The sequence below is a fragment of the Streptomyces sp. ISL-87 genome (assembly GCF_018614095.1).
Lineage (GTDB): Bacteria > Actinomycetota > Actinomycetes > Streptomycetales > Streptomycetaceae > Streptomyces.
In genome coordinates this window covers 25,236-39,966 of record NZ_JAGGOY010000011.1, presented here as the reverse complement: position 1 = coordinate 39,966, position 14,731 = coordinate 25,236, and the positions used below count along the sequence as shown (strand labels likewise).

21 protein-coding genes are annotated in these 14,731 nt (G+C 69.7%); 5 read left to right on the top strand and 16 right to left on the bottom strand.

The genetic code is table 11. The features are described 5' to 3' along the window. Window positions 1-10 precede the first annotated feature (10 nt). The 14 genes from J7I97_RS03740 to J7I97_RS03675 form a co-directional block, all read right to left on the bottom strand. A complete protein-coding gene (locus J7I97_RS03740; protein ID WP_214930925.1) occupies window positions 11-403 on the bottom strand; it encodes a hypothetical protein in 393 nt (130 codons plus the stop codon). 11 nt (window positions 404-414) lie between these two features. After that, window positions 415-885 carry a hypothetical protein gene (locus tag J7I97_RS03735; RefSeq protein WP_214930924.1) on the bottom strand — a complete coding sequence of 157 codons (471 nt, stop codon included), beginning with the start codon at window positions 883-885 and terminating at the stop codon, window positions 415-417. Between the two features lie 724 nt (window positions 886-1,609). Then, window positions 1,610-1,825 (bottom strand): hypothetical protein, encoded by a 216-nt coding sequence (locus tag J7I97_RS03730; protein ID WP_251058447.1) that lies wholly within the window; start codon window positions 1,823-1,825, stop codon window positions 1,610-1,612. A gap of 1 nt (window position 1,826) precedes the next feature. Beyond that, on the bottom strand, window positions 1,827-2,459 hold the full coding sequence (locus J7I97_RS03725; protein WP_214930922.1) for a hypothetical protein: 633 nt from the start codon (window positions 2,457-2,459) through the stop codon (window positions 1,827-1,829). A 248-nt stretch (window positions 2,460-2,707) separates the two neighbouring features. Beyond that, complete coding sequence (locus J7I97_RS03720) at window positions 2,708-2,872, bottom strand: hypothetical protein (RefSeq protein ID WP_214930921.1); 165 nt, start codon at window positions 2,870-2,872, stop codon at window positions 2,708-2,710. 59 nt (window positions 2,873-2,931) lie between these two features. Then, the gene (locus J7I97_RS03715; RefSeq protein WP_214930920.1) at window positions 2,932-4,956 is read right to left on the bottom strand and encodes a hypothetical protein; all 2,025 of its coding nucleotides are present in this window, start codon (window positions 4,954-4,956) and stop codon (window positions 2,932-2,934) included. Window positions 4,957-5,045: 89 nt separating this feature from the next. Next, window positions 5,046-5,411, bottom strand: a complete 366-nt coding sequence (locus J7I97_RS03710) for a hypothetical protein (RefSeq protein ID WP_214930919.1) — start codon at window positions 5,409-5,411, stop codon at window positions 5,046-5,048. 102 nt (window positions 5,412-5,513) lie between these two features. Beyond that, window positions 5,514-5,702, bottom strand: coding sequence for a DUF5999 family protein (locus J7I97_RS03705; protein WP_308369320.1), 189 nt, complete (start codon window positions 5,700-5,702; stop codon window positions 5,514-5,516). Between the two features lie 215 nt (window positions 5,703-5,917). Beyond that, window positions 5,918-6,097, bottom strand: a complete 180-nt coding sequence (locus J7I97_RS03700) for a hypothetical protein (protein WP_214930955.1) — start codon at window positions 6,095-6,097, stop codon at window positions 5,918-5,920. A 143-nt stretch (window positions 6,098-6,240) separates the two neighbouring features. After that, on the bottom strand, window positions 6,241-6,585 hold the full coding sequence (locus tag J7I97_RS03695) for a hypothetical protein (protein ID WP_214930917.1): 345 nt from the start codon (window positions 6,583-6,585) through the stop codon (window positions 6,241-6,243). Continuing rightward, window positions 6,582-7,091 carry a WhiB family transcriptional regulator gene (locus tag J7I97_RS03690; protein ID WP_251058446.1) on the bottom strand — a complete coding sequence of 170 codons (510 nt, stop codon included), beginning with the start codon at window positions 7,089-7,091 and terminating at the stop codon, window positions 6,582-6,584. The genes J7I97_RS03695 and J7I97_RS03690 overlap by 4 nt, the downstream gene beginning before the upstream one ends. Before the next feature lie 223 nt (window positions 7,092-7,314). Continuing rightward, window positions 7,315-8,232, bottom strand: a complete 918-nt coding sequence (locus J7I97_RS03685; RefSeq protein WP_214930915.1) for a hypothetical protein — start codon at window positions 8,230-8,232, stop codon at window positions 7,315-7,317. Window positions 8,233-8,519: 287 nt separating this feature from the next. Continuing rightward, on the bottom strand, window positions 8,520-8,801 hold the full coding sequence (locus tag J7I97_RS03680) for a hypothetical protein (protein WP_214930914.1): 282 nt from the start codon (window positions 8,799-8,801) through the stop codon (window positions 8,520-8,522). Window positions 8,802-8,847: 46 nt separating this feature from the next. Further along, the gene (locus tag J7I97_RS03675) at window positions 8,848-9,051 is read right to left on the bottom strand and encodes a helix-turn-helix domain-containing protein (RefSeq protein WP_308369315.1); all 204 of its coding nucleotides are present in this window, start codon (window positions 9,049-9,051) and stop codon (window positions 8,848-8,850) included. Between the two features lie 159 nt (window positions 9,052-9,210). On the opposite strand from J7I97_RS03675, the gene J7I97_RS03670 reads away from it, so the two are divergent. The 4 genes from J7I97_RS03670 to J7I97_RS03655 all read left to right on the top strand — a co-directional run bounded on the left by J7I97_RS03670 (window position 9,211) and on the right by J7I97_RS03655 (window position 12,285). Further along, window positions 9,211-9,750: a GntR family transcriptional regulator gene (locus J7I97_RS03670; RefSeq protein ID WP_214930912.1), complete on the top strand. Its 540-nt coding sequence runs from the start codon at window positions 9,211-9,213 to the stop codon at window positions 9,748-9,750. Continuing rightward, a complete protein-coding gene (locus J7I97_RS03665; protein WP_214930911.1) occupies window positions 9,751-10,515 on the top strand; it encodes a GntR family transcriptional regulator in 765 nt (254 codons plus the stop codon). Window positions 10,516-10,681: 166 nt separating this feature from the next. Continuing rightward, the gene (locus J7I97_RS03660; protein ID WP_214930910.1) at window positions 10,682-11,719 is read left to right on the top strand and encodes an AAA family ATPase; all 1,038 of its coding nucleotides are present in this window, start codon (window positions 10,682-10,684) and stop codon (window positions 11,717-11,719) included. Further along, window positions 11,716-12,285 carry a guanylate kinase gene (locus tag J7I97_RS03655; RefSeq protein ID WP_214930909.1) on the top strand — a complete coding sequence of 190 codons (570 nt, stop codon included), beginning with the start codon at window positions 11,716-11,718 and terminating at the stop codon, window positions 12,283-12,285. The genes J7I97_RS03660 and J7I97_RS03655 overlap by 4 nt, the downstream gene beginning before the upstream one ends. Before the next feature lie 7 nt (window positions 12,286-12,292). Here J7I97_RS03655 and J7I97_RS03650 read toward each other — a convergent pair whose 3' ends face one another. Both J7I97_RS03650 and J7I97_RS03645 read right to left on the bottom strand, forming a co-directional pair. Further along, on the bottom strand, window positions 12,293-13,132 hold the full coding sequence (locus J7I97_RS03650) for an NAD(P)-dependent oxidoreductase (protein WP_214930908.1): 840 nt from the start codon (window positions 13,130-13,132) through the stop codon (window positions 12,293-12,295). Between the two features lie 7 nt (window positions 13,133-13,139). Then, window positions 13,140-13,790, bottom strand: coding sequence for an HAD family hydrolase (locus J7I97_RS03645; protein ID WP_308369316.1), 651 nt, complete (start codon window positions 13,788-13,790; stop codon window positions 13,140-13,142). Window positions 13,791-14,118: 328 nt separating this feature from the next. On the opposite strand from J7I97_RS03645, the gene J7I97_RS03640 reads away from it, so the two are divergent. Beyond that, a complete protein-coding gene (locus J7I97_RS03640) occupies window positions 14,119-14,382 on the top strand; it encodes a DNA-binding transcriptional regulator (protein ID WP_214930906.1) in 264 nt (87 codons plus the stop codon). The last annotated feature ends 349 nt before the right edge of the window (window positions 14,383-14,731 follow it).

Here is a 14,731-nt window from a genome sequence, read left to right as displayed (position 1 = left end):
GTCCTGCTCCTTACTGCTGGGTGTAGAAGGCGGCTTCGGCCATGTCGACGGGGGAGGAGTCCACCGCGTCGGCGATGCCCCCGTGGTCGCTCTCGACGGTCGTCTTGGCGTCGTCGGCGGCCGCGGCCGCGCTGTCCGCCGCGGCCGTGTATTCGCCCGCCGCTTCCTTGGCGCCCGTCATGACCAGGGCGGCGTCCGCGAACTCGGCGGTGGTGGCCGCGTCCACGGCCAGGGCCTTCATCGTCTCGGAGGCGTCCTGCATCTGCTCGGCCGCGTCGTCGACATCGGAGGCGAGCTTGGTGACGGTCTCGCCGTGGACGTGGACCTGGTGGGTGAGCCAGGCGAGCTTGGTACGCAGGGCCGCGTAGGTCGCGGCGTCCTTGAGGGATTCGGTGACAGACATGCGGTCCTCTCCTATCGGGCGTTGTAGAAGTCGCGTTCGGCGGGCTTGGTCAGCGGGGAGTCGGCGACTGCGCGAAAGATCTGGCCGTGGCGGACTTCGGCGTTCGCGGACGCGGTCCTGCAGGCTTCCTCGCCGCCCTGGATCTGGTCGTGGAGCTTCTTGGCGGCGGCGGCCTGGAGGTCGAGCTGCTCCTTGAGGTACTCGCACTTGCCGATCAGGTTCGCGCCGACGCCCTTCTCCGTGATCTCGGCGATCAGCACGTCGCAGTCCGCCGCGAGCTCTCCGGATTCGTCCACGAGCTCCAGGGCGGTCTCGGAACTGGACTGGCACAAGGTGGCCGAACCTTCGGCGAGGTCGATGACCTGCGTGAGGGTGATGACCTCACCGCCGCTGTAGGTGCGGGTCTTCCCGGCGGCCGTGGTGACGTGGACGCCCTTGTCGTCGACGGTCGCGGTGTGCGGGACGGGCGGGTTGGGCTGCATCGCGGGGTCCTTCCTGATGTGGTCGGGGAGCGTGACGGTCGGAGGCGGGGGGACGGTGCCGGGCGGCGGGATGGTCGGACCCGGCGGAGGCGTGGGCGGCGCCGCGGTTGGCGGAGTGGTCGGGGGCGGCGGAGGTGTGGGCGGCGCGGCGGCCGGCGGAGGTGTCGAGGCCGTGGGCGGCGGCGTGGGGGCTGCGGTGGGCTTCGGCGGCGGTGCCGACGCCGTCGGGGGCGTGGTGGGCTTCGGCGGCATGGTGGCCCCCGATACGGGCGCGGAAGTCCCCGCAGGAGGCATAGCGGAAGACGAATCGGAAGGCTTAGTTCCCGGCTTCTTCAGGTAGGCAGAACGCCACCCGTCTCGCAGGCCACCGGCCCAATGGGCACCCGCGAAAAGCCCGTAATGCGCTTTCGCCGCCGCATTATAGGAGGAATTCCGGAAGGTATCCGGAGCCCTGATCGGCGCCCATTTCTCTTTGGGTTTCGGCGGGGGTTTCTTGATTCCCGCCTGCTCGTATTTGTCGTGCGTGTTGTCGACGCCGGTGAGATAGGTGATGGCGAGGAGAATGAGGAGTTCCACGAGCCTCCTTCCGTGACACTGTGTAGTTTTCAGGCGGTTACCGGTTACCGGTTACAGGCCCTGTGGACGCCGGTTCGCGCCGCTCAGACCCGTACGCGGGTGACGTCTCCGGCCTGTAACCGGTAACCAGTAACCGCGCGGGAGTTGCCTAGCGTGACGTTCCGATGTCGGTGACCGTGTTGTTCGCCGTGTTGAAGACCGATTCGAGGGTGCCTCGGATCTCTTCGCTGAACGGCGTGTACGGCAGGAAGATCCCGGAGACGATCAGCAGCAGGCAGATCGCCATCTGCTTTCCCTTTGTCTTCTTGAAGGTGAAGTACAGCGCCCAGCAGAACAGGGCCAGGGCGAAAAACTGGAGCGTCATTTCATGCACCCTTCTCGAAGGTGAATCCCTTGTCGTTCGCGGAGGTGATGGCGTTAGAACCGGACTTGGAACCGGAGGAACCGGAAGGCGCGGAGAGTTTCTTGTAGGCGAGAAGGCCGCCGCCGCCGACGAGAGCCACCCACAGCCAGGGGCTGGAGGTGATGGCGTCGCCGGCACTGCCGGTGGGCTCCTGCGCCTTGGGGGCCGCACCGCCGAGGGTCGGGGCGGCGCAGGCGGGGATCTTCGCAACGTCGTAGGAGGCTGCCTTGGCCACCGCCGCCGCCCGGATCTTCATGCATTCCAGGTAGACGGCCATCTCCCGCTCGTAGAGCGTCTTGGCCGCGGCTTCCTCGGTCTGCGCCCGCTGCTTGTCGGCCTCTACCTCGACCAGGGCGTTCGCGGCCTTCTCCTGGGCCCTGGCACGGTCCTGGGCGGCCTGCTCGCCCTGCATGCTGGTGACGGCGACGACCGTGCCGCACACCGCGAGGACGGCGATCGTGCCGCACACGGCGAGCGCGGCTGTGTTGCGGCGGACCCCGCCGAGCTTGACGGAGAACTTGGACGACGTGCTGGGCTTCTCCGGGGTTGCGGGGTTCATGCGGGTGAACTCCTCGTCCCAGTCGATTCCGGACATGGCGGTTCCTCCTTCCAGTGCTGTGGATGTGGCCGTTGGCCGTTCAAGCCCGCCCCCGGCACCTCCGGGGACGAGGTTCAGCGGTCGACGCCGTGGGCGTGGTCCCGGTAGGGAGACCGGGCCCGCTGGGGGCGGTGGATCTGGTGTACTGGGCGGGCTGTGGCTGCTTCCGGCAGTCGCGGCGAAGGCCAGCCCAGGTCGAATGGGCTGGCCTTCACTGTTGGTGTCGGACGCTGGTGCGGGGCGGGTCAGCGCCGGCTACGCCCGCGCGGGAGGCGCGGGTGGCACAAGTAGCAGGTGGGGCCGTGGTCGTAGGTCGTGCGGGAGTGGACGATCAGCAGCGGCGTGGCCACGAGGGTGGCCAGGGCCACCAGGACGAGGACCATGCCGATCACGTACTGGAGCGTGCTCACAGGACGAGCTCCTCTCGGTCGGGACGGGATGCCGACGCGGCCTGGTTAGCCGCGTCGTCTCACGAGACGTTCTTGTAGCGGGACCGTGCGATCTCAAGGCGGCGGCCGGCGGTGGCGCGTGAGACGCCGAGGATGTCCTTGGCCTCGTCGACTGAGACGGTGTCGATGCCCTGCCGCCGATACATCAGGCTCAGGAGCGAGGTGACCTGTCCTTCGATCTCAGCGTCCCGGGCGAGGACGGGGCGGTTCGTCTCAACGGAGCGCAGCGGCAGGGCGACCGCGCTCCCGGCTCCGGTGTTCGTCTCACGGTCTGACCTGCGGGTCTCACTCGTGTGAGACGCCGTCTCAGTCGTGCTCACCGGGTCGCCGGTCTCATCGTGTGCCGTCTCAAGGGCCCACCGCGTCTCACCCTCACCCGTCTCAGCAGAGGGTGTTGGAGCGGTGCGCGGGTGCGGGACCGTCTCACCGGGGGCGGTGAGATCGGCGGACCGGGCGGTGTCGGTCTCACCGGTGGCCCGGGTGCGGTCCGTCTCAACCGGCCGCGACAGCTTGGCCGTGCCAGTCTCACCGGGGGCCGTCTCACCGGGTTCCTTGGTGATCTGGTGGATCCGCCACATCACCCACGGGGCGATGGCGGCGACTGCGACGATCAGCCACCACAGCGGCTTGTTGCCGTCGGTCTTGTCGACGCCGACGAGCCCGGCGGCCGCGAGGTGGTAGGCGGCGTTCGCGGCGACCATCAGGATGAGCGCGGCCGCGACGTCGCGGTGCCGGCGGAACGCCTGCACGACGTACACGTCGATCGCCAGCGGCAGCGCCCAGGCGACCTGCCAGGGCCAGCCAGTCAGCTGGGCCAGTGCGAACTCGCCGGACGCGGTCAGGACGATCGTCGCGCCGAGAGCCACGCGCGGGCCCCAGGTGTTGACGAGGTTCTTCCTCTGCTCCTGGCGCTCGATGAGCGCCTGCGCCTTGGCGACCTCCTCGCGGGTGGCCGCCAACTCCTGCCACGCGCCCTGCTGCTCGGCCTGCGCGCTGGCGCGCACAGCCACCGCCTGCAGTTCGGCCTCGGCGACCAGGCGGGCGGCTTCCACCTCGGCCGCCGCGATCCGCTCACCGGCCGCGGCCTCCGCCTGAGTGAGGACTCCGGCGGCCTTCGCCTCGGCCATCGAGCGGACCTGGAGGACCTGGTCGTCGGCCTGCTCCTGCGCCGCCTGGAGCGTCTGCTGCGCCTCCGTGCGTCGATCGTCGGCGTCTTCCTCGGCCTCGCGCAGTACCTCGCGGGCTTTGCTCCGGGCGGCGTCGAGGATCTGGGCCGCGTCCTCTTCGGCCGTGGCCATCTCCTCGCGAGCCTGCGTGCGCAGCTGCTCGGAGTCCTTCTCCGCCTGCTCGCGCATCTGGGCGGCGGCCTCACGCCGGGCGTCTGCGTCGGCCTCGGCCGCCGCGACGAGGTCCGCGGCCCGCTCCTTGGCCTCGGCCACCAGGTGCGCGGCGTGCGCGGCGGTGGCGTCGGCCTCGGTCTGGGCGCGGGTCTTGTCCTCCTCGGCCTCGGCGCGGATCTGCTCGGCTCGGGTGCGGGCCGCTTCCACGATCCGGCCGGCCTCGGCCTCGGCTTCCGCCTGGAGCTTCTCGGCGGCCTGGCGGCGGCGGGCCAGGGTCTGCTCGGCGGCGGCCAGGTCGCCGTCGGCGATCGTGCGGGCGCGCTGCACGGTCTCCTCGGCCGCCGTGATCTGCTCGTCGGTGAGCTTGCGCATCCGCTCGGCCTGCGCGGTCGCGGCCTCGAGGATCTCCTCCGCCTCGGTCTGCGCCCGGGAAGCGGCGGCGTCCGCGTCGTTGACCTGCTGCCGGGCCTGGTCCACCAGCGCCTCGGCTTCGGTACGGGCGGCGGCGAGCAGCTGGTCGGCCTCGGCGCGCGCGGCGGTCACCAGCGCCTCGGTGTCCTCCGCCGGGCCGACGGTCGCGGTGGGCTCCTGTGCGGTGGCCACGGTGGTGGCGGTCTCGGTGGTCTCGGCGGGCTGGTCGGTGGTGGTGGTCTTCTTCGTCGTGGTCTTCGTGGCGGGCCGGCGGGCAGGGCGTCGGGTGGTCACTGCGGAGTCCTTTCTGGCGGTGCGCTTCCTCCGTCTGCCGACCGGGGGCCGGGCGGCAGACGGAGGAAGGGGCGGGGACAGTGGCCGGGTCAGCCGCTGTGGGGCGGCAGTTCGGGGCGCCGGGAGGCGGTGGCGGCCTGCTGGGTGAGCCAGGCGACGGCGGCCGGGGTCATGTCGGCGGCCGCCGCGGTGTTGAGCGGGGCGGTGTCGATGTCGCGCATCGCGTCGATGGCCGGCAGCGGCCGCATGTAGTCGGGGCTCGCGGCGTTGATCTGGCGGCCCGACGGCAGCGGGGTCAGGTCGTAGGTGATGCCGCCCACGCAGATCCGCTCGACGCGGCAGACGAAGGTGTGGCCCTCCTGGCCGGTCCAGAACATCTCCGGGTTGCGGTAGAGGACGTACTGACCCCGCTTGTAGGTGATCACGGGGGTGGTGCTCTGGGCGGTGTCGCGCACGGCAACTCCTCGGTCCTGGTGGTCCGGGCTGTCCGGCTCCCCTTCACCGCCCGCACCGGCCGCCAGGAGTTCGGCGGCCGGTGCGGGCGGATCAGGCAGCCGTCAGACCGCGGCGAGGGGGCGGTGCGGGGCGATGATCTGGCCGTCGGGGAGCAGCTCGCCAGTGTCCTCGAACACCAGGACGGAGTTGCAGAGGAGGGACCAGCCCTGTTCGGGGTGGGAGGCGATGGTGTGCGCGGCCTCGCGGTCGGGGCTGTCGGCGGTCGGGCACGTCGGCCGGTGCGTGCACAGGGACTCCGGCAGCCGGTTGCCGGTCGGGGTCGTCGCGATGTCGAGCTTGGTGCTGCGCTGCATGAGGCTCTCCTGGCGAGCGGCGGGCCCGAGACTCTCCCGGACCGAAGGCGTGTGAAAGGGCGGCATCCCTAGGGGCGGGCGGCCGGTACGCGGCGGGCCAGGGCTGCGGTCGAGAAACTGTCTCCCGGGCCCGCCAGGCGGGACACCGGTGATCAGCTCTTGCCGCGCCTGGTGAGGGGCGGGTGGATGTCGGTGACGCAGTGGCCGGCCTCCCAGGCGGCCGCCGCGGTGAGGACGGCGGCCGCCAGAAGCGCCTGGGTGAGGGGGTGGGACAGGCCGCGCGCGGCGATGGCCCGTACCGCGTGATGCTGAGCGGTACGGGCGGCCGGCATGTGCAAGCGGTCCTACTCCTTCTCGGGCTGCGGCTGCGTCTGCGTTCCGCAGGTGCAGGGCTCGTGCCGGATCGACTGGTACGGCTTGCCGTCCGCGCCGACCGAGTTCACGGTGACCAGGGTCGGCGGGTGGCCGCAGCCGCTCACCGGACCATGCCCGTCACGCTCGGCGGCGAGGCCGGGGCGGCGCCGGTCTGGCCGCAGCGGCAGGCCCAGAAGCCGCACAGGCCGCAGGCGTCATCCGCCGCGCGGACCGGCAGGTTGAAGGTGAGCAGCGGGGGCCGGACGTAACCGGGGGCCATCTCCGCGAGGGTGCGCCGGGCCCGGCGCCCGTCGGGGATCCGGGCATCGTCCCGCTCGGCCATCGTGAGCAGCAGGGTGCCGAGCTGGTGGAGGGAGTCGGTCTCGTCCCGCTCGTAGTCGCGGGCGTCGTCTTCGCGGCGGATGTCGTCGATCTTTCCGGCGCACGGGGTCAGGGTGGTGGTCATGCTGCGACCTCCCAGCCGGTGCTGGCGCGGCGGGCGGTACGGATCGCATTGATCTGGGCGACGAGCTTGCGGATCCGCTGGTTCTGCAGTTCCTGCAACTCGGTCTGGCGCGGCATGCCGGAACTCCTGGTCGGCGTCTTTCCGGCCTCACGCTTCAGCTCCACGACGAGGCCGGTCAGCTGCTTCCACTGCATGTCGCTGGCCTCGTCGGCGGCGATCGCGGCGCCGAGGCGCTGGGCCTGGCGCTCGCGGAGCTCGACCAGCTCGCTGCCGGACCTTCCGCCGCGGACCAGGTCGTCGACGCGGTCGTTGCCGTCGCCGTCGCGCAGGGCCAGTTCCTCGCAGGCCGCCCGGACGGGGCAGCCGTGGCAGAAGCGGATCGCCTCGGCGCGCTGCGCCTGCCAGGTGGCCGGCGGCTCGCCGTCGGCCCGGAAGAAGAGGTCGGGGTCGGCCTGGGTGCAGCGGGCGCCGACGTCGATCGCGGCCTGGAGTACCGGGCGCCGCATCCGGCGAGCCTGAGTGGATGTCATCCTGTGCATGTGCGTCTTCCCTTTCTGGAGGGTGACTGCAAAGACGACCCCCGGGCTTAGGCCCCCGGGGGTTCGTCGTTTGTGGCTGCTGTACGAGCAGCCACGGCCGCCGCCACCCGCGAGGTGCGGGTGGCGGCGGCCGTGGTCGATCGTGCGAAGGTCAGCTGCGTCCGGTGTCGCGGGCGTCCAGCTCGTCCATCTACTTCTTGCGCGGCTGCGGGCGGTAGATCGTCGTGGCGAGGCCCGTGATCCGGCTGTCGAGTGCGGCTCGCTCGAAGCGGTCCAGGGCCGGACCGAGCTGCCGCAGCGTTGCCTCCAGCTCGTTACGGAGCCGCTGCGCATCGGTGTTCCCCACCGCGGTGGCGGTCGTCTGCCACTGGTGTACGCGCTGACGTGCGGTGTCGCGGGTGTGGTGCTGCTCGGCGACGGTGGCCTGCTTGTCCTGGTGGCGTCGGGTCTGGCGCAGGTCTGCCACGGTCTGGGTGACGGTGGCCTGGTGGGCGGTGAGCTTCTGGCCGGTGGTGCAGGGGCGGCCGATGCGGCAGGTCGTGCAGGTGTGGCGGTGGGCGGCGAGGGCGCGCTCGGTGCGGTCGAGGGCGGCGGCCGGGCCGGCCAGGTTGGCGCCGGGCCGGGTGGGCGCCGTGGACTGGGCCTGGGCGTTGATGCGGGCGGCGAGGTTGATGGCGTGGTCGCAGGGGACGCCGATCCGGCAGACCTGGCAGCTGGCGCGGTGGGCGCGGAGGCCGTTGCGGAGGCCGTCCGTCGTGTGCGCCAGGCGGCTGATCGCGGTCGGAGGGGTGGGGGCCGGCTTGCGGCGGGTGCCGCCCTGGGCGCGGCGTCCGGTGACCGTCTCCTCCGCGCGGAGGAGGCGCTCGCCCCACTCCTCGATGGAGAGGTCGAAGGTGACGCGGCGGAGGCTGCCCTTGCAGCGGGGGGCCGCGCCGGCGGTGCCGCGCCCGGTGCGGTCGAGGTGGTGGGGCTTGACGATCTTGCGTTCCAGGCGGTGCCAGGTCTGGCAGTCCGGGCAGAGGATCGTGCGGGGTTCGCCGTCGCGGAGGTTGATGTTCTGCGGAGGGACCTTGCTGAGAAGGAGGGGTTCGCGGGTGCTGGGTCGCATGGGGTTCTCCCTGTTCAACGGGCAGGAGGGGGAGAGGCAGGGGTGCGGAGTTGGGTTCTCCGTCCGACACAGACCCGCCGCCCGGAGGTGGCGGTGCTGTGTCGGGCAGGCAGCCAAACGGCCGCGAGAAGGTGGTGCGGAGCGGTGACTGGAGTCACGGGGACCTCATGGCCTAAGGCCCGTCACCCGTTTCCAGTCGCTCTCGGTATGAAGATTTTGGGAGGCCGTCTCCGGCTTCCTTCATCAGGACCGCGTGCGGGACGCGGTCCTGATGAGGGAAGCCGGAATCAGCTGGCGAGCAGGACGGGGGATACGGTGCCCTGCGAACCGGACACCCTCGTGCCGGCGGCGATTCGCCGGGCGAGGGCGTCGGCCGTGTCGAGGTCGACGATCAACTCGGAGCCCTCCGCGTGCACACCGACGACGAAGGTGCCGGTGGCGGCGGCCCGGGCGAAGGCGGGGTTCGCTGCCTCCACCATGTGCTCGTAGCCCTCGATGTCCGCGCTGGACCAGGTGGCGATGTCGCCGGGCTGGGCGCCGAGGCCACCCGGAGTGAAGTCGTTCAACATCGTGGTTCCTCCTCGTTGAGGTGCAGGCAAGTGGTGCGGGGTCGCGCTACTCGTTGACGACGTAGGCCGACTTGGCGAGGTGCTCCTGGAGCGCCTCTTCCGGGATCCGGATCGCTCCGCCGCGGGCACGGGTGCCCTGCTGCCGCGGACGTCCGCTGCGTACGGCCTTGATGTCACTGGACTCGATCAGCCGATAGACCGTGGCGGTGTGCACGTTCAGGACGGCGGCGACTTCTTTCACGCGCAGCACTGACAACCTCCCTCCGTTTCGGGGTGCCCGGCTGAGCACACTCAAACTGTACTGAATTAATGAGCACAGTTGCAATAGCTGCAGCTGCTCCGCGCTGTACTGATCCAGGTAGCAAGGCGATAACCTGGGGGTTCGGATCGAAGGAGGAGGGCGAAACGCATGACGGAGCAGTGGACGAGCGGCTCGTCCGCGTACATCACGCCGCGGGAACCTGGCACTGGTGACGCCTGGGCGGACGAGGCCGCACGCATGGGGCAGACCGGCACGCAGAGACTGGTCGAGGTGACCGAGTGCATCCCACCTGCGCCGATCGCCTCCGCGTTGCGCCTCGCCCCGGACGAGGCCGCCATCGTGCGCCGCCGGGTGATCGAGCTGGACGGCAAGCCCATCGAGCTGGCGGACTCCTACTACCCGCTGCACGTTGCGAACGAGACGGCCCTGGCCCTGCCTCGCAAGATCCCTGGTGGGGCCCCGACCTTGCTGGGCAGGCTCGGGTACATCGCGAACGAGGTCGTCGAGGACGTCTCCGCCCGGGAGGCCACCGCCGACGAGCAGGTTCTGCTGCATCTGAACGAAGGTGCGCCGGTCCTCTTGCTGGTCCGACTCAGCCTTGATCAGGAGGGTCGCCCCATGGAGGCCGTCCACATGACCATGACCGCGCAGGGCCGACACCTGCACTACCGGATGCGGACCAGTTGAATGGCGAGAGAGCACGTCGACTCGAGGCCCCAGCACAAGCAGATCGCTGCCGAGCTGCGAGCGCTGATCCTGTCCGGGGACATGCCACCAGGGAGTAAGTTCCCCTCCGTCCGCGATCTGATGAGCAGGTTCGCCGTCGTCAACCAGACAATTCAGCGCGCCTTGAAGATCCTCAAGGACGAGCAGCTCGTCGTAGGCAAGGCCGGCGCTGGCGTCTTCGTGCGAGGCACCACGCAGCAGATCATCAATCCCGCTTCGTACATGCCCCCTGCGCAGGGAAACTCGCCGTACAGCTGGATCACCGAGGCTGCCAAGCGGCAGCAGATCGGTACGAGCGAGATTCTCGACGTTGCCGAGGTCGAGCCGCCGGTACAGGTGGCCGAAGTACTCGGGCTGGCCAGTGGAGAGACCGCCGTTCTGCGATACCGGCTGATGCTGCTCGACGACGAACCGGCCGAGCTCGTCCACTCGTACTACCCGGCGGAGATTGCCCGCGGAACGGCGCTGGCGCACCGCCGCCGCATCAAGGGCGGGTCCCCAACCTTGCTCGCGGAGATGGGATACCGCCCAGCCGACGCCGTCGATCGAGTCTCCGTGCGCATTCCGACGCCCGAGGAAGTCCGTCTCCTCGAGCTTCCGGAGGATGTTCCGGTGCTCCGCACCTTCCGTGTCGTCTCGACTGACAGCGGGCGCCCCATCGAAGTCTCGGTGATGGCGAAGGCTGGCCACCTCTACGAGCTGCAGTACCAACTGCCGATCCACTGACCTCACCGCCTTCGCTCGATGCCCTGGCTGACGAGGCAAATCACATCGCGGTCAGTGCAGACGGGCCATCACAGCCGCTTGTAGATGTGCGTACGCATCTCCATTCACGGGTTTTCAACATCCACGTACACATGGGTTTTTGGGGCCTGGATCTAGGCTCGCGTGCATGACGACGAAGGAGGGGCAACGGGTGGGGAAGTACCGAGCGGGGTGGGAGCCGGACCGGCTGCGTGAACAGCGGGAGGCGCATGGTCTGACCCTGGAGAAGGCGGGCGATCGTCTGCGGGAGGTTGCCGAGCAGGCGAAGCTGAAGGGCATTCCGGCAGCAAATCCGCAGACGCTGTGGCAGCACGAGCAGGGTGAGGTCTACCCGGGTCCGCACTACCGGCGCGCATACTGCTTGCTCTACCGGGCCACCGAGCCTGACCTTGGGTTCCGCAATGCGTTGCCGGGCGAGGAAAGCTCGTTCAAGCTGACTCCCCTGGACGACCGTCTCAACGGTGCGCATGTCCTGGCTGTCGAGCGGGCGATTCACCGCATCGGGCCCGGCACCGGTGAAGCCGATCATTTCGCGTTGCAGCAGCGCATCATCGACGCGTGGAAGAGGCGGCACACCGGCGGTGATCCTCACCGCCCGGTGCTGATCCTCGTGGGTGGCTATGCCGGCAGCGGGAAGACGGAGCTCGCTCGGTTCTTCGTCCAGCTGACGGGCTGGCCGCTGCTGGACAAGGATCCACTCACCCGCCCGCTCGTGGAGCGCCTGCTGGTCGCGCTGGATGGGGACGCGAACGATCGGCACACCGACCTGTACCGGGAGAAGGTCCGTCCGGTGGAGTACGACTGCCTGATGCAGTCGGCGATGGCGAACATCAAGTGTGGCATCTCTACCGTGTTGACGGCGCCGTTCATCGCCGAGATGACGGACGTGAACTGGATGCAGCGGCTGACCAACCGGTGCAACGCTCTCGGGGTCGATGTCTTCCCGGTCTGGGTTCGTTGTGATGAGGAGTCGATGCGGGAGTACATCGGGTTCCGCTCGGCTGCCCGGGACGCGTGGAAGTTGCAGCGCTGGGAGGAGTACATGGCCACGATCGACCTGGAGCTGCGGCCGGCGGTGCCGCACCTGGTCGTCGACAACAGGATGGGTACCGCGGTGTCGCTCGCGGACCAGGCCCGGCAGGCGATGGGGGCGATGTACGCGTGAGCGGGCGACAAGGTGTGGTCCTCTACGGGCCGCCGGCTGCGGGCAAGGACACTGTGACGCAGGCCCTCGCGGCGCTCGACTCGCGGTACAGGCAGTTCGCCCGACTCAAGGTCGGCTCAGGCAAGAGCACCGGATACCGGATGGGCACGGAGACGCAGCTGGCCGAGCTGGAGAGCGCTGGCGACGTCGTCTACGCGAACCGGCGGTATGGCAACACCTACGTGATTGACCGGCCGGGGGTCGACGCGGCGTTCGCGGCCGGAGTGCCAGTGGTGCACCTCGGGCAGATCGACGGCATCCGCGCGCTGGTCGACGGCTACCCGGCCGACTGGGTGGTCGTCCTCCTGTGGTGCACGCAGGAGGTTACCGCCGCGCGGTCCGAGGGCCGGGGAGACAGCGACACCGCAGCGCGCCTGGCGGCGTGGACAGCGACCCGCGAGGACCTGGACGCGCACCCGGAAACTGCCTGGGACCTCACGGTGGACACCGCAGAGGTGCCGCCGGGGGAGTCCGCCCGGCTCATCGACCAGTTCCTGGTCCAGCGGGCGGGAGCCGGAGCGGCATGATTGCGGGTTACGGCTGGGCGAGCCGGTCGAGTGCGTCGGTGAGCGTGAGCTTGCCGTCGTCCTTGACGTTGTCCCACCGGCCCAGCGTGGACGCGGCCGCGCGCAGCATCTCCGGAGGAAGGCCAGCGGCCGCGAGCATGTCGGCGGCTTCCTCCAGCTCGGGCCCCCACCGCCAAGCGCGCGCAGCCGTTTTCGCGATGTACTCGGGCTCGGACAAGTACGAGTCGGTGCGGCGGGAGGCGATGTCGATGAGCTCCTGGTCCACGCCGTGCTCGCGGGCCAACCCGATCGCGAGTGCCACAAGCACGCGTGAGGCCTTCTGGAAGCTGGCGTACGCCAGCTTCAGTGCGGACGCCTGGCCGACGTCGATGCCCAGTACTTTCGTCCGTACCGCGGTGCCGGCGAAGAGCATCTCCACTCGCGCGGTCGCAGAGGCCGGACCGGACAGGTACAGGGTCGGCGTCTTGCCGTTCACAGGTGGGGAGCCGACGACGCCGCCGTCGACCACGGCCGCTGTCGGACCGAGCAGGTACGCGATCCGTACCGCGCGTTCGGCGTTGATGGCGTTGCCCTCCACGTACAGGCCGGTGAAGCCGTGCGCAGCAACGTCGCGGGCCAGGTCTTCGGCGGCAGCCGGCGGGCACAGGCTGATCACGATCTCCGAGCGGTCCAGCAATTCCTGCAGCGTCGGTACCGCCTCCAGCCCGAGCCGCGCTGCGCGTGTGGCGCTTGCGGGGCTGCGCCCTGCGTCACACCAGAGGACTGCGGACGCGTTGGTCGCGGCGCACGCCGCGACTGCGGCGCCCATGCTGCCGGGGTGGAGGATGCCGACGGTGGGCTGGTCCATGGTGCTGCTACTCCGGGGATTCGTTCAGGAGGATGGTGATGGCGTCGGTGACGTCGTCGACGGCGTGGTGAGGCGGGGCGAGGCTGTCGGGCCATGGGCGTGCGCGCAGCCAGATGGTCCGCAGGCCCGCCCCACGGCCCCCTTCGATGTCGCTGGCTGGGTTATCTCCGGTGATCCAGCCGCCATCGGAGAGTCGCATTCCGGAGCGGGCGGCCGCGAGTTCGAGAAGTCGCCGGTCGGGTTTCCGGACGTCGATGTCGCCGGAAACAGCGACGCCGTCAACGAGTTTGCTGATTCCGGTCGCCGCGAGCTTGGCGCGCTGGATGTCGCTGGGCCCGTTCGTGGCGATGGCGATTGTCCACGCTGCGGCGCGAAGGTGGGCCAGGCCCTCGAGGACGGTCGGTCGACACGTTGTGGAAGTGGCCATGAGGTGGATGTACTCGTGCCAGAGCTCCTCCGCAGACTCGTGCAGGCCGAAGGCCGTACGAAGTCGGGCGAAGTCGGCGGGGTTCGCTCGGTCGGCCAGTTCGGTACGCAGCCACTGCGATACGGCTGGCTCGTAGCCGCGGGCGAGGCAGAGGCTGCCCACGGCACTGCCGACCGCAGACCGCCGGTCGATCAGCGTGTCGTCCAGGTCGAAGATCGCAAGGCGTTGCACGGGCATGGACCCTACCCGTTGGCGCCTCAGAGCTGGTTGGCATCCCGTATGGCGGGACGGGTTACGGTCCACCTTCCCGCCACACGGGAGGGTGGAAATTCCATGCCGAACACCGCTGGCACTACTGCCCGAAATCTGTTGGGATTTGAGAGCACGAAGGCCGTGAGCTGGCCGTTTTCAGGCCAGGCCAGAGAGATCGCCAGCGAAGGGCGGGGAGCTGGGTGAAGTCGGTCGGCATCTCGGGCGTGAACACGCTCGTTTGCGGTTCCGAAGATCGCCAGCCTCATGTATCTTTCACTGCATCAGCGTTGGCTAGGGGAGGTTTCTGATGCCGGATCTAAGCAAGGCCGTTGACGCCTTGGTCGACCGCGACCCAGACCTTCCCCCTCCGCCCGTCCGCCGACGGCTGCGCCTTGCAGATGGCCTGACGCAGCAACAGCTGGCCGATGCACTTCAGGTGAAGCGTCTGACGATCTTGCGCTGGGAGTCGGGCCAGACGGAACCACGGCAGCCTTGGCGTGACGCTTATGCGCGCCTGCTTCGACGGCTGGCCGAGAAGCACCCAGAAGCGGTGGAGGTCTCCGATGGCTGATCTTCCTGCCCGTTCCCCGTCGTGCGGGCATGCTGACGCCAGCCTCCGATTCAGGGGGTTGGGATGACCTAGAGGCCATCGACCGCGCGCCGGGGAGTGGGCTAGCCACCCGCTGCCGACGCTTACGCGGCCCGTCTGCCGCCTGGAGTAACCACCCAGGTCGGCCGCCCAGTCTCCGGTACCACCCGGTTTCTGAGCTCCGGCTCATCGAGCCGTTTCTTCATCTCTGCACTACCCCCGCCTTCCAAGCGGGGCGGCCCCTAGCCAGGGCCACCAAGGGCCCCACCAAGGTCCAGCTGTTTCACCAGGCCCCTAGCCAGGGCCACAAGGGCCCCGCCAAGGTCCAGCT